This window comes from Kitasatospora sp. NPDC004531, from assembly GCF_053602195.1.
Map to the genome: position 1 here is coordinate 1 of NZ_JBSGDD010000073.1, position 18,889 is coordinate 18,889.

17 protein-coding genes are annotated in these 18,889 nt (G+C 73.7%); 8 read left to right on the top strand and 9 right to left on the bottom strand.

Annotated features, from left to right (window positions below; translation table 11 throughout):
* Positions 1-224: 224 nt before the first annotated feature.
* A complete protein-coding gene (locus ACWEMJ_RS25120) occupies positions 225-1,328 on the bottom strand; it encodes a hypothetical protein (RefSeq protein ID WP_452139377.1) in 1,104 nt (367 codons plus the stop codon).
* A gap of 240 nt (positions 1,329-1,568) precedes the next feature.
* Between ACWEMJ_RS25120 and ACWEMJ_RS25125 the strand changes: the two genes are divergently transcribed.
* Positions 1,569-2,237, top strand: a complete 669-nt coding sequence (locus ACWEMJ_RS25125) for a DUF4241 domain-containing protein (RefSeq protein WP_452139378.1) — start codon at positions 1,569-1,571, stop codon at positions 2,235-2,237.
* Positions 2,238-2,244: 7 nt separating this feature from the next.
* Here the strand turns inward: ACWEMJ_RS25125 and ACWEMJ_RS25130 are convergent, their stop codons facing one another.
* The 3 genes from ACWEMJ_RS25130 to ACWEMJ_RS25140 all read right to left on the bottom strand — a co-directional run bounded on the left by ACWEMJ_RS25130 (position 2,245) and on the right by ACWEMJ_RS25140 (position 5,099).
* Positions 2,245-2,883: a DJ-1/PfpI family protein gene (locus ACWEMJ_RS25130; protein WP_452139379.1), complete on the bottom strand. Its 639-nt coding sequence runs from the start codon at positions 2,881-2,883 to the stop codon at positions 2,245-2,247.
* 42 nt (positions 2,884-2,925) lie between these two features.
* The gene (locus ACWEMJ_RS25135; protein ID WP_452139380.1) at positions 2,926-3,876 is read right to left on the bottom strand and encodes a GlxA family transcriptional regulator; all 951 of its coding nucleotides are present in this window, start codon (positions 3,874-3,876) and stop codon (positions 2,926-2,928) included.
* A gap of 188 nt (positions 3,877-4,064) precedes the next feature.
* A complete protein-coding gene (locus tag ACWEMJ_RS25140; RefSeq protein WP_452139381.1) occupies positions 4,065-5,099 on the bottom strand; it encodes a hypothetical protein in 1,035 nt (344 codons plus the stop codon).
* A gap of 136 nt (positions 5,100-5,235) precedes the next feature.
* On the opposite strand from ACWEMJ_RS25140, the gene ACWEMJ_RS25145 reads away from it, so the two are divergent.
* Positions 5,236-5,835 (top strand): TetR/AcrR family transcriptional regulator, encoded by a 600-nt coding sequence (locus ACWEMJ_RS25145; protein WP_452139382.1) that lies wholly within the window; start codon positions 5,236-5,238, stop codon positions 5,833-5,835.
* A gap of 102 nt (positions 5,836-5,937) precedes the next feature.
* Here the strand turns inward: ACWEMJ_RS25145 and ACWEMJ_RS25150 are convergent, their stop codons facing one another.
* The 5 genes from ACWEMJ_RS25150 to ACWEMJ_RS25170 all read right to left on the bottom strand — a co-directional run bounded on the left by ACWEMJ_RS25150 (position 5,938) and on the right by ACWEMJ_RS25170 (position 11,892).
* Entirely contained in the window at positions 5,938-8,553 is a 2,616-nt protein-coding gene (locus ACWEMJ_RS25150; RefSeq protein WP_452139383.1) for a collagenase, read from the bottom strand.
* A gap of 147 nt (positions 8,554-8,700) precedes the next feature.
* Positions 8,701-9,648 (bottom strand): LysR family transcriptional regulator, encoded by a 948-nt coding sequence (locus ACWEMJ_RS25155; RefSeq protein ID WP_452139384.1) that lies wholly within the window; start codon positions 9,646-9,648, stop codon positions 8,701-8,703.
* Positions 9,649-9,770: 122 nt separating this feature from the next.
* Positions 9,771-10,277 (bottom strand): GNAT family N-acetyltransferase, encoded by a 507-nt coding sequence (locus tag ACWEMJ_RS25160; protein ID WP_452139385.1) that lies wholly within the window; start codon positions 10,275-10,277, stop codon positions 9,771-9,773.
* Positions 10,278-10,338: 61 nt separating this feature from the next.
* Positions 10,339-11,088: a PIG-L deacetylase family protein gene (locus tag ACWEMJ_RS25165; RefSeq protein ID WP_452139386.1), complete on the bottom strand. Its 750-nt coding sequence runs from the start codon at positions 11,086-11,088 to the stop codon at positions 10,339-10,341.
* A 213-nt stretch (positions 11,089-11,301) separates the two neighbouring features.
* Positions 11,302-11,892, bottom strand: coding sequence for a TetR/AcrR family transcriptional regulator (locus ACWEMJ_RS25170; protein ID WP_452139387.1), 591 nt, complete (start codon positions 11,890-11,892; stop codon positions 11,302-11,304).
* Between the two features lie 77 nt (positions 11,893-11,969).
* Between ACWEMJ_RS25170 and ACWEMJ_RS25175 the strand changes: the two genes are divergently transcribed.
* From ACWEMJ_RS25175 to ACWEMJ_RS25200, 6 genes are all read left to right on the top strand, one after another.
* A complete protein-coding gene (locus ACWEMJ_RS25175) occupies positions 11,970-12,968 on the top strand; it encodes a hypothetical protein (RefSeq protein ID WP_452139388.1) in 999 nt (332 codons plus the stop codon).
* A gap of 545 nt (positions 12,969-13,513) precedes the next feature.
* Positions 13,514-16,294 (top strand): nitrate- and nitrite sensing domain-containing protein, encoded by a 2,781-nt coding sequence (locus ACWEMJ_RS25180; protein ID WP_452139389.1) that lies wholly within the window; start codon positions 13,514-13,516, stop codon positions 16,292-16,294.
* The gene (locus ACWEMJ_RS25185; RefSeq protein ID WP_452139390.1) at positions 16,291-16,728 is read left to right on the top strand and encodes a roadblock/LC7 domain-containing protein; all 438 of its coding nucleotides are present in this window, start codon (positions 16,291-16,293) and stop codon (positions 16,726-16,728) included. Before ACWEMJ_RS25180 ends, ACWEMJ_RS25185 begins: the two co-directional genes overlap by 4 nt.
* A gap of 44 nt (positions 16,729-16,772) precedes the next feature.
* Positions 16,773-17,129, top strand: a complete 357-nt coding sequence (locus tag ACWEMJ_RS25190) for a DUF742 domain-containing protein (RefSeq protein ID WP_452139413.1) — start codon at positions 16,773-16,775, stop codon at positions 17,127-17,129.
* Between the two features lies 1 nt (position 17,130).
* Positions 17,131-17,694: a GTP-binding protein gene (locus tag ACWEMJ_RS25195; RefSeq protein WP_452139391.1), complete on the top strand. Its 564-nt coding sequence runs from the start codon at positions 17,131-17,133 to the stop codon at positions 17,692-17,694.
* Positions 17,695-17,744: 50 nt separating this feature from the next.
* Positions 17,745-18,878, top strand: a complete 1,134-nt coding sequence (locus ACWEMJ_RS25200; RefSeq protein ID WP_452139392.1) for an FAD-dependent monooxygenase — start codon at positions 17,745-17,747, stop codon at positions 18,876-18,878.
* Positions 18,879-18,889: the final 11 nt, after the last annotated feature.

Sequence of the window (18,889 nt, forward strand, 5' to 3'; positions counted from 1 at the left end):
CCGGCGGCTGCGCCGGGGCACGGTGCGGCCGGGCGCGCGGCGGCCGGGCCGGTGTCCGAGGGTCACCGGCCCGGCGGGGACGGGCGCTTGCTGAATCGTTTCGTCACGGACACCCGTCGGGGCCCAGGGGTGTGCACTCACGTTCGGGCATAACGACCGAACCCCGGGGTGGTCACGGTGCCCGTCCAGCAGGTGCGACGGCAGCCGCGTCCCGCCGAGGAGCGTCAGCCGGTCGTGGCGTGGGTGGCGGCGACGGCGCGGGCGTGGTCGAAGGCGCGCACCGGGTGCGGGGTGGTGGTCCACGGGTGGGCGCCGCACCAGGGGCCCAGCTCGCGGAACTGCTCCAGCGCCAGGGCGGGCTGCCGGGAGACCAGCGCGAAGTGGGCCAACAGGTGCCGCAGCAGCGGCACCTGGTCGTTCGGCGCGGGTACGGCGGTCAGCGCGGACGCCACCGCGGGCAGCACCTGGCGCAGCCGCCGCACGGGCGGCAGGCCGCGCAGGCCGTGCCGCTGCTCCAGCTCGGTCAGCGCCTGGAGGTACAGCCCGGGCAGCGCGGAGCCGGGCGGCGCGGTGCGCACGGCCCGCTCGGCGAAGCGCAGCATCAGCGCGTCGCTGCCGTGCCACTTGGCGCACCAGTACTGCATGGCCTGCCAGTGCCCGGCCACGTGGTGCGGCGCGCGGGACGTCAACTCCCGCCACACCGCCCGGAATCCGCGCCGGGTGAGCGGCACGCCGCGCGCCGTGGCGACCAGCACCACCCACGGGGCGGGGTCGCGCGGGTCCAGCTCGGCGGCCTCGCGGGCGGCCGCGTTCGCCTCGGCCAGCAGCGCCTTGAAGGCGGCCAGCCGGTCGGCCGGCACCTGGTGCGCGAAGGCGCTGCCGCGCACCTCCCAGGCCCGCTGCACCAGCAGCCGGGCGTGCACGGTGGTGGCGGCGCACGCCTCGGTGCCGGAGCGCCGCCACTCGGTGAGCCAGCCGTCGCGTTCGGCCGCCACCCGGGTCAGGAAGTCCAGCCGGGACCAGCGTTCGTCCCAGTCGTCCCCGGCCGCCGTCACGTACGAGGCGGCGGCCCGCCAGCCGCCGGCCAGGCAGGAGTCGACCAGCGCCTCCAATTCCTTCCGACGCAGGAGCGGGAGCGGGGGTCCCGCGCGCCCCGGATCCAGCTCCGCGCTGGGCACCAGCCCGAAGCGCGGCGGATCGAACCCGTCGGGGACGGTGTCCACCGGCGGTTGCGCCGACGCGGGCAGGTCGGCGATGCCGCCGTTCCACCGCCGACGGGTCAGCAGCGAGAGCAGCAGGGCGATGCCGAACACCAGAGCGGGGGTCATGTCGAGAATGATCTCGCACCTCGGCGGCCCCGGGGCACGGGGCCGTGTCGGAGCGGGGCCGGGCGAGGACTACCGTGGGGGCACGCACGGGTGGCGCTCGTCCGATGAGCCGACCGGAACGCCCGCCCGCGGCCCGCGCCGCGTCCCGGTTCGGCGGGTGACGGCGGTGGCGGCCTCGACCACCGCGGCGACGACAGCACTGACGACAGCACCGACGACAGCGACGAGAGCGAGCCCCAGATGCCCCTTGCGGCCCCCGATGTGGCGCGACTGTTCACCCCGGGCAGCGAGTACGACTGCGGCAGCGACCGGACGGCCACCGTGATCGCCCTCCCGTCAGCCGAACTGGCGCTGCCCACCGGCCGGTTGGTGGCCTGCGACCCGGTCGCCGGACTGGCCGACGAGAACGAGCCGTTCCTCGCCGCCGTCCCGCCGGGCCGCTACCCCGTCACGCTCGCCGTGGTCGAGGTGCGCAACGCGTACGGCCCCGGCTCGTCCGACACCCGGATCGCCGCCGCCCTGCTGCGGATCGACGAACGCCCCGCCGTGCGCTGGCAGTTGGCGCTGAGCGAGGGCCAGGACGAGCAGCGGCTCGGGCCCGGCGACTTCTACGGGTACGGCGTGGACGCGGGCACCGGCTGCTTCCTGGACGCCGCCGCGGTCGGCCCGATCGGCGAACTGGTCGAACGGGACGACGACTTCGTCATCGACGCCGTCCACGACGCCGCACACCGCCCGGCCACCGTCACCGACCCGGTGACCGGCCACACCATGGTGGCCTTCACCACCGGCTGGGGCGACGGCCACTACCCGACCTGGGTCGGACACGGCGCGGACGGTCACGTGGTCGGCTACGTCAGCGAGTTCTTCGTCATACCGGCGGCCGGGCGGGGCAGCGCCGGGGGATGAGCCGAGGTCAGCTCGGGACCGGGCCGGACAGCGCCGCGCGGAGGGACTCGACCACGGCGGGCGGGGCGGTCCTGGTGGAGCCGGCCTGGTAGGGCGGCTGCGGGTCGTACTCGGTCAGCAGCTGGATGCGCTGGGCGGTCTCGTCGTCGCAGATCCGTCCGACCAGGTGCAGGCCCAGGTCGATGCCGGACGAGACGCCCGCCGCCGTCGCGTACTTGCCGTCGAACACCACCCGCTCGTCCACCGGCTCCGCCCCGAACGCGGCCAGCGCCTGCGGCACGAACCAGTGCGTGGTGGCGCGACGGCCCTTGAGCAGGCCCGCCGCCGCGAGCAGCACCGAGCCGGTGCACACCGAGGTGGTCCAGGTGGTGGTGGCGTCCACCGCCCGCAGCCACTCCAGCAGCTCCGGGTCCTCCTGCTGCACCCGCGAGCCCGGACCGCCCGGGACGAGCAGCAGGTCGGCGGCGGTGACCTCGTCGAGCGCGGCGTCGGCGGTGAGCGCCAGACTGCCCAGGTCGGCCCGGACCGGCCCGCGCCGGGCGGCCGTGAACACCACCTCCGCCCCCGGCATCCGGGCCAGGATCTCGTACGGGCCGACGGCGTCCAGGGCGGTGAAGCGGTCGTAGAGCAGGATGGCGATCTTCATCGGGTGCCTCTCTTTCGATTGACCGGACGTCTTGACCGGAAGTCAGGGACGGGTGGGTGCGGGTGCGCTGCGGAAGCGGCGGCGGTAGTCGAGCGGGCTGACGGACAGCGTGCGGGCGAAGGCGCGGCGCATCGCCTCCGGGTTGCGGTAGCCGCTGTGGCGGGCGATCTGTTCGATGCCCTCGTCGCTGTCCTCCAGGCGGCGACGGGCCATCTCCAGTCGGACGCCGTCCACGTAGCGGCCGGGCGTGGTGCCGGTCTCGGCGGCGAACACCCGGGCGAACTGGCGCGGCGACAGCGAGGCGCGGCGGGCCAGCGCCTCCACCGACAGGTCGGCGTCCGGGTTCTCGGTGATCCAGCGCTGCAGCTCGCGCAGCGGGCGGCGGACGGCGAGCTGGGCGGACAGCTGGGTGGAGAACTGGGCCTGGCCGCCCGGCCGGCGCAGGAACATCACCAGGTGCCGGGCGATGCCGAGCGCGAGCTCCCGGCCGTGGTCCTCCTCCACCAGGGCCAGCGCGAGGTCGATCCCCGCCGTCACCCCGGCCGAGGTGAGCACCCGCCCGTCCCGCACGTGGATCGGGTCCGGATCGACCGTCACCTGCGGGAAGCGCTCGGCCAGCGCGGCGCAGTACTTCCAGTGCGTGGTGGCGCGGCGGCCGTTGAGCAGCCCCGCCCCGGCGAGCAGGAACGCGCCCGTGCAGACCGAGGCGACACGCTCCGCGCCCGCCGCCAACTCGCCGATCCGCGCGATCAGTTCGGGCCCGGCCGTGAGACTCCCGGGCCCGCCCGGCACGAGCAGTGTGTGCGGCGCCCCGGCCTCCGCGAGGTCCTCGTCGGGCAGCAGGCCCAGCCCGCTGCCCGTCCGCACCGCGACCCCGCCGAGCGAGGCGGTACGCGTCCGGTACCCGGCCAGCGAGAGCACCTCCAGCGGCCCGGTGACATCAAGGCTCTGCACCCTGTCGAAGAGCACGAAGAGCACACCGCGATCACCCATGTCCCCAGCCTCGCAGCGCCCCGGGACGGCAGCAATGACGGATGTCCCACCTTTCCTGCCACCCCCGCCCTGCGGGCGGCCGGGGAGCCCTTCGCCCGGCGGGGGAGCCCTTCGCCCGGCCGGGGAGGGCGAGTTGTGCGTCCGGGGCGTCAGCGCGGCGCGAGTGCGGGCGACCCGCACGGGTGGTTTCAGGGGCGGGTGCGGGTGCGGCCGTAGTGGGCGAGGGCGTGGAAGGCGGACTTGGGTTCCCAGGGGAGGCCGGGGTGGGTGGCGGAGGGGCGGCCGGCAGGGAGGGGGCGGACGATGCCGAAGGAGGCGCGGTCGAAGTCGCGGGCGGGGTCGTCGGAGCCGGGGAGGTGGTAGTGGGCGAAGGTCTGCACGAAGGCGGCGTCCAGGCCGGACTGTTCGAAGACGGCGAGCAGGTCGAGCAGGTAGGCGGACTGCTCGTCCTCGTCGCGGGCGAGCGGTTCGGCGAAGTGGTCGGCGTGGCCGTGCTCGTCGAAGACCACGGCGCGGTCGCCGCGCGCGCCGAGGGCGGCGGCGCCGGTGAAGCTGCCGCAGCCGAACTCGGTGACGGCGGCGGGCCGGCCCTGGCCGGTCAGGGCCCGCAGGCCGGGGACGAGCAGCTCGGTGTTGGTGGCGTCGCGGTAGCCGGCGTCGGTGGCGACCACGTCGAACGGGGTCCAGTCGACGCCCTCGAACGGCAGCGACGCGTAGCCGATCCGCCCGCCGAAGACCGGCCGGACGGCTGTCAGGACCCGGGCCAGGAAGGCGTTCAGCGAGCCGTGCAGCTCGGGCAGCAGGCTGCGGAAGCGGGCCTGGTCGGCGAGGACCGCGGCGCGGGCGAGGTAGTCGTCGCCGGGCAGGAAGCCGTCCGTGAACAGCGAGATCTCGGAGCCGGTGAGCAGCACCACCTCCGCGCCGCCCGCCCGCAGCTTCTCGGCGCGCCCGGCGCAGTCGACCAGCAGGTCGAAGAGCTGCTCCTGGGTGAGCCCGTTGGTGAACGGCGAGAACCAGACCTCCAGTCCGGCGTCGGCGGCGTACCGGGCGGCCGTCTCCAGCCGGTCCGGCTCGGCGCCGGTGACGCGCACCGCGTCGCAGTGCAGCTCCTCGCGGATGACCAGCATTTCGCGGCGGACCGTCTCCGGGTCGAAGGGTTCCCGGGTGGTGGTGTCGGCGGTGCTGCGGAAGCCGGTGTCGTAGGTGATGCCGAAAACGCGCACGGCGAAGCCGTCCTCTCCTGGTGCGAATAGGGTACGCCACGTACCTTACGACGAATTGGGTACGGGCGGTACCTTGCTCGGGCGGGGACGTACCATTCGCTCGAAGACCGGCGGGCGACGAGCGGGAGACGGGCAGATGGCAGCCACCAGGCGGCGCGGCGCCGAACTCGAGGACGCGATCCTCACCGCCGCCGGCGAAGTCCTGCTCGAACAGGGCGTGGCCGGACTCACCATGGACGAGGTCGCCCGCCGGGCCAGCACCAACAAGAACGCCCTGTACCGGCGCTGGCCGCACCGCACCGCGCTCGCCGTCGCCGCCTACCGCCGCCTCGCCGCCACCGAGACCCGGCCGCCCGACACCGGCAGCCTCCGCGAGGACGCCCTCGACCTGCTGCGCCGCGCCAACTCCACCTGGTCCTCCCCGTTCGGCGAGATCCTGCGCGGCCTGCTCGCCGCGGCCGGCGGCACGCCCGAACTCCTCGCCGAACTCCGCGACCCCGACCGCCCCGACCCGCTCGACGACGCCTGGCTGACCGTCCTCACCCGCGCCGCCACCCGCGGCGAGGCCCCCACCACCGCCGCCCACCCCCGCGTCGCGGCCACCCCCATGGCCCTGCTCCGCACCGAATACCTGCTGCGCGGCGCCCCGGCCGTCCCCGACGAAGTCCTGGTGGAGATCGTCGACGAGGTCTTCCTCCCCCTGGTCCGCGGCCGGGGCGACCTCCCGGGCGAGTGAAGCCGGGGAGTTGACGCAGCGGCCGTAGCCCCGGGAACGCCGACGCCGGGCAGTCGCGGGTGGGAGGCGGCGACTGCCCGGCGGTGGGTGGGGGCGTGGGGGTCAGAACTGGGTGGCGACGGTGACGTTGGTGAAGTCGGTGGCGGCGTAGAGGCTCAGGTAGTGGTAGCCGGCGGTGGGGTTGGTGACGGTGACGGTCTGGGTGGTGGAGCCGGGGGTGGTGGAGGAGGCGGTGAAGGCGCTGGGGGAGGCCCAGGTGGCGTCGTTGTAGTAGAGGTAGGCGGTGCCGGTGCCGCCGCTGGTGGTCACCTTGAGGGTGCTGGTGCCGGCCGGCAGGTAGACGTACAGGTAGTCGATGCCGCCGGCGGCGCGGGTGCGGCCGGTGCGCTGGCAGTTCTGGCCCATCGCGTCGGTGCGCTGGTCGGTGCAGGTCGGCAGGGTGGTGCCGCCGCTGCTGCCGGTGGTGACGGTGACGCCGGCGGGCGTCGAGGTGGAGCGGCCGGTGGAGTCGGTGACGGTCAGCGCCACGGTGTAGGTGCCGGCGGCGGCGTAGGTGTGGGACGGGTTGCGCTCGTCGGAGGAGCTGCCGTCGCCGAACGTCCAGTGCCAGGAGACCAGCTGGGCAGGCGAGTTGGTGACCACGGAGCGGTCGGTGAGGGTGACGGTGGCGCCGTCCACCGACTTGTCGAAGAGCGCGGTCGGGCCGGTGGCGAAGCAGGCGCCAGCGGCGCACTGGGTCAGCCAGGCGTCGAAGTCGGCGTCGTAGGAGGTGCCGAGGCCGTTGTAGACCGCGTAGCCGCCCTGGTAGTCACCGGTGCGGAAGTGGCCGAGCATGGCGGTGACGTCGGCCGGGTGCTTCTCCAGCATGTAGCGCACCGCGAGGTAGCCCCACGGGTAGACCCGGGTGGAGTCGGAGTTGAGGTAGGTGTTCTGGAAGATCGTGCTCAACTTGTAGGTGTGCTTGGCGGCTTCGGCCATCGCCTGGGTGTCGGTCACGCCCCGGTAGGCGTAGGACTCGTACTCGGCGACGCCCTCGATCCACCAGATGTCCGGGACGGACGTCTCGGTGGTGAAGTTGCCCTTCAGGTCGTAGATGTTGTCCAGGTAGTGCGTGTACTCGTGGTTGAGGTTCCACACGTTGCCCGGGAAGTCGTCGTTCCACGACTTCTGGTACATGATCGACACCGGCTTGTTGGTCGGGTCGGTCGGGTCCATCAGGGTCACGCCGCCGTTGTCGGTGGAGTTGTTCCAGATCGCCCACGAGTAGGTCTGGTAGTCCAGGGCGCTGGCGAACACCGGCAGGTCCAGGGTGGTCCCGAACTGGCCGGGGATCGGCCCGTTGTCCTTGACCAGCTTGTGGAAGAACGCGTCCTCGCCGCGCAGGCTCTCGCACACCGGCTGCAGCTGGGCCACCGTCAGGGCCTGCGCGCGCAGCGTCTTGTTGTCGCAGACCAGGACGTTCGGCAGGACGGCGCCGATCAGCTTGTTCGGCAGGTCGCAGGTGCCGTACGTCGAACACTGGCCGCGGTCGTACTCGTTGGCCTGGAAGGCCACGTGCACGTACAGCGGGCCGCTCGGGCCGGTGATCGGCGTCGAGTCGAGGATCTGCTTGATCAGCGGCCGGGCCGCCGCCTCGATCGTCGGGCTGTCGCCGGACATCCGGGCCAGGTCGTTGCCCGCGTTGACGTCCAGGAAGGCGTTGGCCGTGCCCAGCAGGTCCTTGTGGTTCAGGGTGAAGTTGCCGAGGGCGCCGATCAGGGAGGTGTCGGCGTTCAGCGCGTTGACGAAGTCGGGGTTCCAGTTGCCGCGCCACAGCGGGGCGAACAGCACCGCGTTCGCCGCGTTCACCATCTTCGGGTACGCGTTCCAGCTGTTGCCGTAGCTGTTCAGCACCTGCTTGTAGGTGCCCAGGTAGCTCGCCTGCACGTTGGCGCTGTCGGTGAGCACCAGCACGTCGTACAGCACGATGCCGTTGGCGTCCGAGACGTCCTTCCAGTGCTGGCCCGCGAAGTAGGTGTCCAGGCCGGCTTTGACGGCGGCGGTCAGCGTCGAGTCGTAGCCGCCGACCGAGCCCGCGTTGTACGACTGGACGTAGTAACCCGCACGGAGGAACTGCACCAGCTGCAGGATGTTGGCGCCGTTGGTGCCGTCGTACGTCGCGGCCAGGGACTTGAAGGCGTTCGCGACGGTCAGCATGTTCGCCTGCTTGAAGATCGCGCCCGCGTCGCTGCCCGTCACGTTGTACAGCGTGCCGAGGCAGGCCGTGGTCGATCCCTTGACGTACGCCACCAGGTCCGCGCCGGAGCGGCCGCCGAAGTCGGACGGGGCGCAACTCTGGCCCGCGGCGAGGCTGTTGGCGGCCTTGGGGGTGACGCTGCCGCCCGGGCGGGGGGTGGTCTGGACGGCGGTGCCGGCGGGCTGCCCCATCACCTGCTGGCCGAGCAGGGCCGGGGGCAGCGGGGCCGAGACCGGGGCGGGGGAGTCCGGGCGGGCCGCGACGATCGGGCCGAGCGGCTTGGGGACGGCGCCGCCCGGGGCGTTCGGGTCCAGGGTGTCCGCGGCGGAGGAGGCCGGTGCCGCGGCCCGGTCGGCCGGTGCCGCGGCTCGGGCGGCCGGTCGGTCGGCGGCGGCCGCGAAGGCCGGGGCGGGCAGCAGGGTGGCCGCCGTGGCACAACCGGCGAGCAGGCCGGCCGCCAGCGCGGGCAGGGGTATGCGCACTGCTTCTCCTGTGGGGGGAGGGGGAGTTCGAGGAGTCGCATGCATCGTGGCACCGGAGTCCGCGTCAGAACAATGTCACAGGTCATATGACATTGCACTGCGCCGGCATAACACCGGTGGGGAGTTCTTGGCGCGGGCCCGGGCCGGTCAGGTGCGCGGCGGGCGGAACGTGCGGCTCGCCCAGGCGTGCAAGTGCGGTGCCTCGGCGGCGAGTTCGCGGTACGCGGCGGTGGCCGCGCCGAACACGGTGTCGGCGAGCGCCGGGCCGACGGCGGCCCGCCGCCAGCACAGCACGTACCGCAGCCACAGCGGCGCGCCGAGCAGCGGCTTGACCAGCACCCCCGGGACGGGCGGCGTGCTTGCCGGGACCAGCGCCGTCCCCAGCCCCGCCGCGACCAGGTCGAGCGCCTCCCGCCGACCGTACGGGAGCCGCCGGACGGTGGCCGGGGCGAACGACGCCGACTCGCAGGCCGCCCGGACGACGGCCGGCCAGGCGGCGCCGTCGGCGGAGGGCAGCAGCCAGGTCTCGGCGGCCAGGTCGGCGAGGGCCGGTTCGGCGTGGTGGCGCAGCGGGTGGGCGGCGGGCAGCGCGACGAACACCGGCTCGGTGGCGAGGACGCGTGCGGCGAGCGCCGGGGTGGGGCGCAGGCCGGAGCCGGGATGGTCGAGGACCAGCGCGAGGTCGAACGGCCCGTCGGGGTCGGCGGGGTCGGCCGGGCAGGCGGGGAGCGAGAAGCGGAGCTCGGGCCGGAGTTGGCGGGTGCGGGCCAGGGTGCCCGGGAGCAGCGCCGGGCAGTCGGTGGCGAAGCGCAGTTCGCGGTGCGGGCGTCGGCCGTCGGCGGCGACGGCGTGGCCGAGCCGGTCCACCCGGGAGAGCACCTCGCGGGCGGCGGCGAGGACCTCCGCCCCGAAGGTGGTCGGCACCACGCCGGTGGCCGTCCGCTCGAACACCACCGCACCCAGGTGGAGCTCGATCCTTCGCAGTTGGGTGCTGGTGGCGGGCTGGGACGCGCCGATGGCCGCCGCCGCCCGCCCGACGCTGCCGCTGTCGGCGATCGCGCAGAGCACCCGCAGGTGCCGCAACTCCAACTCCACGGGCCCGGCCCTCCTCGCCAGCGGCGTGGCAGTGTTATTTCACACGCAACATGTCAGATGGTGCCGATCACCTTCTCTGCTGGTCGGTGTCACGTCAAGTCCGGGGTGGGCGGCGGCGGCGCTCAGTGCGCCGCGGGCGTGCGGAAGGAGATCCAGACGTCCGGCTCCGCCTCCGGCCGTCCGGGCACCTCGCGCCGCTCCTCCGTCCACGCCTCGCCCGCGATCCGGCCCGCGGCCTTCCGCCAGAACCGGGCGCCCGCCGCGTTGCTCTCCTGGAACGGGATTTGCCACGCCCCCGGATGCCGGCCCACCACCTCCTCGACCGCCCGCAGCCCCGTACCGTTCCGCCGGGCGGCGCGCACCACGAAGAAGCTGTTCACCACCCGGGCCGGGCCGTTCAGCCCGCGCACGAACACGAAACCGACCGGCCGGTCCGCGTCGGCGGTCAGCAGGTACGGCGCCCAGTCGGGATCGCCGAACGCACTGCGGAGCCGCTCCTCGCGGAAGGTGCCGTCGGCGTTGGGCAGATGGCCGTTGAACTCCGACATGTCGTGGCTGAACAGCAACCACAGCCGCTCGACGGTGGGACGGTCGGCGGGGCCGGCGAGGCGGACGGAGAGATCGGGCACACGGGCTCCTCGGGGAGTGGGGCGATCGCTTGGCCTTCACTCCCTATCAGATGCGGCCGGTTCAATTCGCTTTTGTTGCAGGCTGATTGGGAATCGGATGGTCCTGGTACCACTCGGTTCCCAGCAGGCGGGCGCGGTCGGCGGGGGAGGCGGCGGCGAGGCGGCCGGGGAGGGCGCCGCGAGTCACCTCGGAGCGGTGGGCGAAGACGGCCGCGAGCTTGCGGGGCAGCCAGGGGGTGACGTCGAGGGCCTCCACCGTCGCGTCCGGAACGCTGTACGGGGTGCGGCCCGGACGCAGCAGGAGGTCCCCCAACTCCCGTGCCACGCTGTCCGGATGGGTGGCCAGCAGCAGACGGCGCACCGCCCACGGCTCGCCGAGCTCGGGGTGCAGGCCGGGCAGGGCCGCCGCGTGGACGGCGAGCACCGTCAGCCGGTGGGTATGCCGATGGTCCGGGTGCGCCGTCAGCCCGCCGTACGCGTCATGGGTGACCACCCACGCGGGCCGGAACTCCCTGATGTGGGCGACCAGTTGCCCGACCGCCTCCTCCAACGGCGCGTCCAGAAGGCGCGGCCGCCCGGGCGCGGACTCCGGCACCTTGGCATCCGCGTAGCCCAGCAGCCTGGGCTCCCCCGCCCCCAACTCCCCCAGCGCCCGCACGAGTTCAGGCACCCGATGGGTACCCTCCGCCCACGTCGCCGTGACCACCCCCGTCCGCGCTCCGGCCTCGGCATGCCGGAGCAACAGGCCGCCACCGGAGAGGGATTCGTCATCCGGATGCGCGAACACACCGAGCACGCTGGGGAGTTCCATGCTGCACCGCCTTCACGGGGGATTGACCTGCGGTTCTTGGACCAGCTGGACGTGAACCAGTTCGCTCCGGCTCAATCAAGAGTCCGTCAGCCATTCGTCCACCGTGCCGCTTTCACGGTGGAAGTACCCGCGATGGGGGGCTCGGTGCACCCGACCGTCTCCCCGGTGGGCAGAGCCGGCGAGGCGGTGGCGTGACGCCCGTGGTCGTCACGGTCACGGGCGGGGGTGGTGCGGGCAGTGGCAGAGGGTGTCGTAGGTGGTGGTGGCGGCGGCCGCGAGGTCGGGGGCGATCGTGCGGTGGGGTTCGCCGGCCAGCAGGCGGCGGCGGTACTGCTGGTGGGTGGCGCGGTGGGCGGCGGTGAGGGCAGCGGCGAGCAGCGGGGCGGCGGGGGACGGGGGGAGGGCCTCGGCGAGGGCGCTCTCGGCGCGTTCGGCGATCTCGCGCTCGCGGGCGCGCAGCGCGGGGCTGGCCTCGACGGCGCGGAAGAAGGCGGCGTCGCCGAGCGCGGGGCGGGGGCCGAGCAGCGCGGCGCGCAGGTCGTCGCGGAGGGCGGCGGCGGGGCAGGCGCCGGGCGGGCGTTCGCGGACGACGGTGGCGAGGTGCTGCTCGACCTCGGCCTGCCGGTCGAAGAACAGGTCCTCCTTGGTGGCGAAGTAGTTGAAGACCGTGTTGGTGGAGACGCCCGCGTGCCGGGCGACCTCCGCGACGGTGACCTGGTCGAAGCCGCGTTCGAGGAACAGTGGCAGTGCGGCGTCCGCGATGGCGGTGCGGATCTGCTGCTTCTTGGTCTCACGAAGGCCCATGCGGACGATCCTAGGCGCGCCCGCAGAATGGTAGGGTCACTGAAAATTTGGTGTCACACCAAAAATATGGGGGTCAAGTGAACAGCAGGCAGGGGCAGTTCAGGTTCGGCATCTACCCGGGGGCGCTGCTCGGCGACGAGCGGGGCATCGTCCACCCCGTCACCCCGGACGACCCGCGCCGGGTGGCCGAGGCGCTCGACGCGTTGCAGGGCGCGGAGCCGGAGTTCCTGGTCCGGGTGTACCGCTCGTTCGCGTCCACCGTCACCGCGCCGGGGCAGACCCCGGACGGCTGGGAGGCGTACCTGCGCCGGCCGGGGCGGAGGGTCGACCTGGTGCTGCAGTTCCGTGAGCCGACCGGGAGCCGGGACGGCTGGGAGCGGTACGTGCGCGGGCAGGTGCGGGAGCTCGGGGCGCGGCTGGGGTCGGTGCAGATCTGCGAGGAGCCCAACTCGGACCTGCCGGTGCTGGACGGCAGCGTCCCGGGGGTGCGGGAGGCGCTGGTGGCGGGGGTGGTCGCGGCCAAGGAGGAGGTGCGGGCGCTGGGCCTGTCCGCCGAGGTCGGGTTCAACGCGGTGCCGTCCTTCGGCCCGGACGCGCCGTTCTGGGACGCGCTCGGCGAGCTCGCCGACGCCCGCTTCCTGGACGCGCTCGACTACGTCGGGCTGGACTTCTTCCCCGACGTGTTCCGCCCCGTCCCGGCCGAGCGGCTGGCGGACGCGGTGGCCTGGGTGCTGCACACCTTCCGCGCCTCGGACCTGCCCCGGGCGGGCATCCCGGCGACGGTGCCGGTCCGGATCTGCGAGAACGGCTGGCCCACCGGCCCGGGGCGCGGCGAGCCCGACCAGGCGCGGGCGCTGGAGGCGGTGGTGCGGGCGGTCGCGGGGCAGGCGGCGGCGCTGAACCTCGACGGGTACACGCTGTTCGCGCTGCGCGACGCCGACAGTCGGGGCGCGAGCCTGTTCCACGGCTTCGGCCTGCTGCGCGACGACCACACCCCGAAGGCCGCGTTCGACACCTACCGTCGGCTGATCGCCGAGCTCGGACCGCGGCTGCGGGAGCAGCTGACCGGTCGGTAGGTGAGCCGGCGTCAAGAGTTCGTACCGAAAAGAGACGGAGAGCATTTCGGGCGATTCCCGCCCTGTTGTGGATGATTCCGACCGTTCAGTTCCGGTTTCCGAGATGTTCCGACCGGGGCCATGCGCCGGTCCGCAAGGGGAGCGCTAGACTCCGAACGGCTCGGCCGGCGGCCCTGACGGATGGTTCGCGGGCCGGTCCGGCACCGGTCGGGGCTTCAGTTCGGGTGCTGGAACGGGCAGTTCGCGCGAGCCGACTCCGGCGTGCGGTGAACAGCCGCCGAGCAGCGGGGGTTTGATCCCCGGGCGGCTCATCGCGCCTGACCGGAAAGGGTGTTGGGACACCGCGGGTGGTGCCGTGCGGGCGCCCGACCGCCATGGCGGCTTTTTGGGTCGTTATACGGTGATACTAAGATCCATCCGTCAGAGTCCTCATCAGATTCGACCAGTTCTGAACGACTGGCGTCGTCTCCAAGGAGAATGCCCTGCGCACGCGCGCGTCTCGGCGGATCATCACGGGCCGGCTCTCGCTCCGGGCGACCCTGCTCGTGCTGGCGATCGTCCCCGGAGTGGCGCTGGCCGCCCTGTGGGCCGTCACCAGCGGACAGCTCCTGCTCGACTTCCAGCGCCAGGCCGCCCAGGGCCTGCTCGCGCAGGAGGCCGGCCAGCCGTCCAACATCGTGTACTACAACCTGCAGGAGGAACGGCGCCTGAGCGCCGACGTCCTCGCCTCGCACTCCGGCGTCAACGACGCGCTGCGCACCCAGCGCGCCAAGACCGACGAGGCTGTCAAGACCTTCCAGAAGCTGTCCGGCGTCGCCGCCGACAGCGCCCCGGCCGAGGTCCGCGACGCCGTCCGCGAGGCCCGCGCCGCGATCAACCAGCTGCCCGCCCAGCGCGCCCTGGTCGACAGCGGCAGCGACCAGCAGCAGGCCACGGTGTACACCTACTACACCGACCTGATCGCGGTCGACCTGCGGCTGTTCGCCGCCCTCAGCCACGTCGACAACGGCCGGATCACCACCATCTCGCAGCCGCTGGTCGACCTGTTCTGGGGCAAGGAGATGATCTCCCGCACCGACGCCCTGCTGGCCCGCGGCTGGCCCGTCGGCACGCTCAGCGTCGACGACTACCAGCAGGTCAGGCAGTCCATCGCCGAACAGGACTTCCAGTTCGGCACCAAGATCGCCCCCAACCTGCCCGCCGACCAGGCCGCGATGTGGCAGCGGATCAGCGGCAGCGAGGCCTGGCAGGGCAAGACCCGCGCCGAACAGGAGCTGCTCAAGCCCGCCGCGCCCGACCGCTCCGGCCGCATCACGCTCACCGCCGACCGCGACGTCTGGCGCCAGTCCATCGACGCCATCAACCCGCCGCTGGTCGAGCTGATGGAGTTCCGCACCGCCGCCGTCGTCGAGGAGGGCAAGAGCAGCATCATCAGCCTCGCCCTGCGCCTGGTCCTCACCAGCGTCGTCGGCCTGATCGCCGTCGTCGCCGTCGCCATCTCCACCTGGCGCCTCACCCGCACCCTGCGCCGCCGCATCGGATGGCTGCAGAAGCAGGCCGAGGACCTGGAGAACTCGCTGCCCGCCGTGGTCGAACGCCTCGGCAACGGCGAGCAGATCGACGTCGAGGAACACGCCCGCGCCATCGAGAGCGACCCGTGGGCCCGCACCGAGGACGAACTCGCCAAGCTCGGCCAGGCGTTCAACCTGGCCCGCACCAGCGCCCTGCAGGCCGCCGTCGCGCAGGCCGAGCAGCACCGCGCCTTCGAGCGGCTGCTCCAGCGCATCGCCCGCCGCACCCAGCTGCTGATCGGCCAGCAGCTCAAGAAGCTCGACGAGCTGGAGCGCAAGCACGAGGACCCCGAGATCCTCGACGGCCTGTTCGACCTCGACCACCTCACCGCGCGCCTGCGCCGCTACGAGGAGAACCTGGTCATCCTGGCCGGCGGCACCCCGCACCGGCGCTGGCGCAAGCCCGTCCCGCTGCTGGACGTGATGCGCGCCGCCCAGGGCGAGGTGCAGGACTACCGGCGCGTCGTCATCGACCTCGACGGCAGCCCCTGGCTGTCCGAGCGCGCCGTCGGCCCCGTCGCCCACGTGCTCGCCGAACTGATCGAGAACGCGCTCAGCTTCTCCCGCCCGCCGAACCCGGTCGAGGTCCGGGCCGGCCGGGTCAGCCGCGGCGTCGCCATCGAGGTCGAGGACCGCGGACTCGGCATGGACGACGCGCAGATCGACGAGGCCAACGAACTGATGACGCGTCCGCCCCGGGCCGACGTGCTGGCCCGCGGCGACGACATCCGGCTCGGCTTCTACGTGGTCGCCCGGCTCGCCGACCAGCACGGCCTGCGGATCGAGTTCCGGCAGTCCGCGTTCGGCGGCACCCGCGTCGTGGTGCTCGTCCCCGACGAGCTGATCGTCCCCGACCCGACGGCCCGCCCGACCCTGGTCGCCGCGCCGCCCACCGGCGGCCTGCCCACCCGCTCGCGCGGCCAGGCGCTGGCCGGCGTCACCGGCCTCGCCGCGGTCCCCGACCGGGAGAACGCGCTGCTCGAACTGCACGCCGCGCCCGAGGAACTGCCCTACCCGCCCGTCCACGACCTGTACGGCACGGGCGGAACGTTCCCGCAGCACGAGCCCTACCCGCAGCCCGAGCAGTTCGGCGGGTCGCCCGAGCAGCACGGCAGCGCCGCGCACCCGCAGCAGCCGCCGTCCTTCCCGGCCGCGCTGCCGCCCGCCGAACCCACCGCCGCCCCCTACGGCCGCCCCGCCGTCGAACCCGCCCCGTACGGCGCGCCGACCGGCGAGGCCACCTACGGCGGCCCGGGCGGCGAGTCGTACCTCGTGCCCGCCCAGTACCGCCCCGAGCAGGCCCCCGGCGACCTGCCCGCGCCGTACCGCCCCGAGCCCGCCCAGGCCACGCCGTTCCCGGCACCGGGCGCCACCCCGTTCCCCGCACCGGGCGCCTACCCGGCCCCCGACCCGGCGGCCCCCGCCCCGTACGTGCCGCTCACCCCGGCGCTGCCCGGCGGCGAACCGCCCCTGCCGCGCCGCATCCGCCAGGCCAGCCTGGTCGACGAGCTGCGGATCGACCCGGCCACCGCGCCGGCCGCCCCCGCCCCGCCCCGCTGGGACGAGAACCCGCTGTTCCGACCGGCCCCCCGACGGGCCGGAGCAGCGGTCGGCGCCTTCCAGCGGCGCTCCAGGCAGGCGCGGGCCGAAGCCGCCCGGACGGGAGCGGACACCGCACCGCAGCCCGTCGAGCGGCCCGAGCCCGGCGACACCTGGAACACCAACCCCATCCCGACGAGAGAAGACCGGTCATGACGCGCACTATCGCCACCCACCAGGACCTCGATTGGCTGCTCGACGGCCTCGTCGACCAGGTGGCCGGGACGAGACTCGCTGTCCTGCTCTCCGACGACGGTCTCGTGGTCAGCCACTCCCGCACCATCGAGCGCTCCGACGCCGAGCGGCTCGCCGCCGTCGCCACCGGCCAGCAGAGCCTGGCCCGCGGCGTCGGCCAGCTGTTCGCCGGCGGCCCCGTCCACCAGGTGATCGTCGAACTCGCCGACCTGTGGCTGTTCGTGATCTCCGCCGGCCAGGGCACCCACCTCGCCGTCGTCGCCTCCCAGGACGTCGACGCCGAGGTCATGTCGCTGGCCATGCACAACCTCGTCCAGCAGGTCGGCCAGAAGCTCACCACCCCGCAGCGCGGCGACTTCGACGCGTTCGCCGCCCGGAGCGGGCAGCGCGGGTGAACTCCTACTGGGACGAGGACGAGGGGGACGACGGCGCGGACAGCATGGTCCGCCCGTACACCATCACCAGCGGCCGCACCGCGCCCGAGCGTGACGACTTCACCCTCATCACCCTGCTGACCACCGTGTCCGAACCGGTCGACGCCTACGGCGCGCCGGTCCGGCCCGGCCGGCTCCAGCCCGAGCACCGCATGATCCTCGGCCGGTGCCGGACCCCCGCCGCCGTCGCCGAGGTCGCCGCCGACCTCGACCTGCCGGTGTCCGTGACCAAGATCCTGCTCGGCGACCTCGTCGAACAGGGCCTCCTGACCGCCCGCGCCCCGATCTCGGTGGCCCGGGCCTCGGGCGGCGCCGACCGCGGCCTGCTGGCCGCTGTACGTGAGGGACTGAGGAGGCTCTGAGATGACGACCACCCAGGCGGGCGCCGCCGCGGTCAAGATCCTGATCGCCGGCGGCTTCGGCGTCGGCAAGACCACCCTGGTCGGCGCCGTCAGCGAAGTCGCCCCGCTGCGCACCGAGGAGTACCTCACCACCGCCAGCGTCGGCGTCGACGACCTCGCCGGCGTCGACCAGAAGACCACCACCACCGTCGCCCTGGACTTCGGCCGCATCACCGTCAGCCCCGAGCTGGTGGTGTACCTGTTCGGCACCCCCGGCCAGGAACGCTTCTGGTTCATGTGGAACGACCTGGTCAACGGCGCCCTCGGCGGCGTGGTCATCGCCGACACCCGCCGGCTGGAGACCAGCTTCGCGTCGATCGACTTCTTCGAGAGCCGCAACATCCCGTTCGTGGTCGCGATCAACTGCTTCCACGGCGTCAACACCCGCACCGACGAGGAGATCCGGGCCGCGCTCGACCTCGACCCGCACGTGCCGATGCTGGTCGGCGACGTCCGGGAGCGGACCTTCGGCCGGGACGTGCTGCTCGCCCTGGTCGACCACCTGATGGCGCTGCCGGTCGGCTGACCGGCAGCGACACAGCCCGGCATTCCCCCCGAACCCCATCGGAGAAGAGCATGGCAACACCCCTGCGCGTCCTCGTCCACGGCGGCGGCATCGGCGGCCTCAGCCTCGCCGTCGCGCTCGCCCGCCGCGGCCACACCGTCGAGGTCGCCGAACTCCGCGAGCAGTTCGAAGCCCTCGGCGTCGGCATCATCCAGCCCTCCAACGCCCTGCACGTGATGCGCGAACTCGGCGTCCTGGAGGCCTGCCTGGACGCCGGCTACGAGTGGCAGGTGCTGACCATCTGCGACCCGGCCGGCAACCCGCTGGCGAAGATCCCGCAGCCGCAGATGGACGGCGCCCCCGCCAACAACGGCATCCCGCGCCCCGCGCTCGCCCAGGTCCTCGGCCGGGCCGCCACCGAAGCCGGCGCCACCGTCCGCTTCGGCACCACCATCGCCGACCTCACCGACGACGGCGAGGGCGTGGACGTCACCCTCTCCGACGGCCACACCGGCCGCTACGACCTGGTGGTCGGCTTCGACGGCATCGGCTCCCCGCTGCGCACCCGCCTGTACGGCGACCGCTACCGCCCCGAGTACACCGGCTTCGCCAACTGGCGGGTCACCCTGCCCCGGCAGAGCGAGGTGCAGGGCGTGGTGATGAGCACCGGCAACCTGGCCGCGAAGGCGCTGCTCACCCCGATCACCGAGGAGCTGATGTACCTGGGCTCGGTCGTCGCCGAGGACGAGGACTTCCGCCCCGACCCGGAGCACGCCCACCACCAGCTCACCGAGCGCCTGGCCGGCTTCACCGGCCCGGTCGCCGAGGCGCTGGCCGCGATCACCGACCCGTCCACCGTGGTCTACTCGCGGATCTCCCAGGTCACCGTCGACGAGCCCTGGCACGTCGGCCGGGTGGTGCTGGCCGGCGACGCCGCGCACGCCTCCACCCCGCACCTAGCGCAGGGCGCCGCGATGGCCGTCGAGGACGCCCTGGTGCTCGCCCAGGAGCTCGACGCCGCCGACACCGTGCCCGCCGCCCTCCGGGCCTGGGAGGACCGCCGCCGCCCGCGCGCCATGTTCGTCCAGGCGCTGTCCCGGGCCGTCCTCAAGCAGGAGACCGGCACGCCCACCACGCCCGAGGAGGACGAACTCCTCAAGATCGGCATCCCCGGCGCGGCCCACGCGCTGGTGAAGCCGTACTGACCGGACCCGGT

What these genes read in the sequence shown, in the direction of transcription:
- ACWEMJ_RS25120 (WP_452139377.1), bottom strand. Translation starts at nt 1,328, where the DNA reads ATGACCCCCGCTCTGGTGTTCGGCATCGCCCTGCTGCTCTCGCTGCTG.
- ACWEMJ_RS25125 (WP_452139378.1), top strand. Translation starts at nt 1,569, where the DNA reads ATGCCCCTTGCGGCCCCCGATGTGGCGCGACTGTTCACCCCGGGCAGC.
- ACWEMJ_RS25130 (WP_452139379.1), bottom strand. Translation starts at nt 2,883, where the DNA reads ATGAAGATCGCCATCCTGCTCTACGACCGCTTCACCGCCCTGGACGCC.
- ACWEMJ_RS25135 (WP_452139380.1), bottom strand. Translation starts at nt 3,876, where the DNA reads ATGGGTGATCGCGGTGTGCTCTTCGTGCTCTTCGACAGGGTGCAGAGC.
- ACWEMJ_RS25145 (WP_452139382.1), top strand. Translation starts at nt 5,236, where the DNA reads ATGGCAGCCACCAGGCGGCGCGGCGCCGAACTCGAGGACGCGATCCTC.
- ACWEMJ_RS25165 (WP_452139386.1), bottom strand. Translation starts at nt 11,088, where the DNA reads ATGGAACTCCCCAGCGTGCTCGGTGTGTTCGCGCATCCGGATGACGAA.
- ACWEMJ_RS25170 (WP_452139387.1), bottom strand. Translation starts at nt 11,892, where the DNA reads ATGGGCCTTCGTGAGACCAAGAAGCAGCAGATCCGCACCGCCATCGCG.
- ACWEMJ_RS25185 (WP_452139390.1), top strand. Translation starts at nt 16,291, where the DNA reads ATGACGCGCACTATCGCCACCCACCAGGACCTCGATTGGCTGCTCGAC.
- ACWEMJ_RS25190 (WP_452139413.1), top strand. Translation starts at nt 16,773, where the DNA reads ATGGTCCGCCCGTACACCATCACCAGCGGCCGCACCGCGCCCGAGCGT.
- ACWEMJ_RS25195 (WP_452139391.1), top strand. Translation starts at nt 17,131, where the DNA reads ATGACGACCACCCAGGCGGGCGCCGCCGCGGTCAAGATCCTGATCGCC.
- ACWEMJ_RS25200 (WP_452139392.1), top strand. Translation starts at nt 17,745, where the DNA reads ATGGCAACACCCCTGCGCGTCCTCGTCCACGGCGGCGGCATCGGCGGC.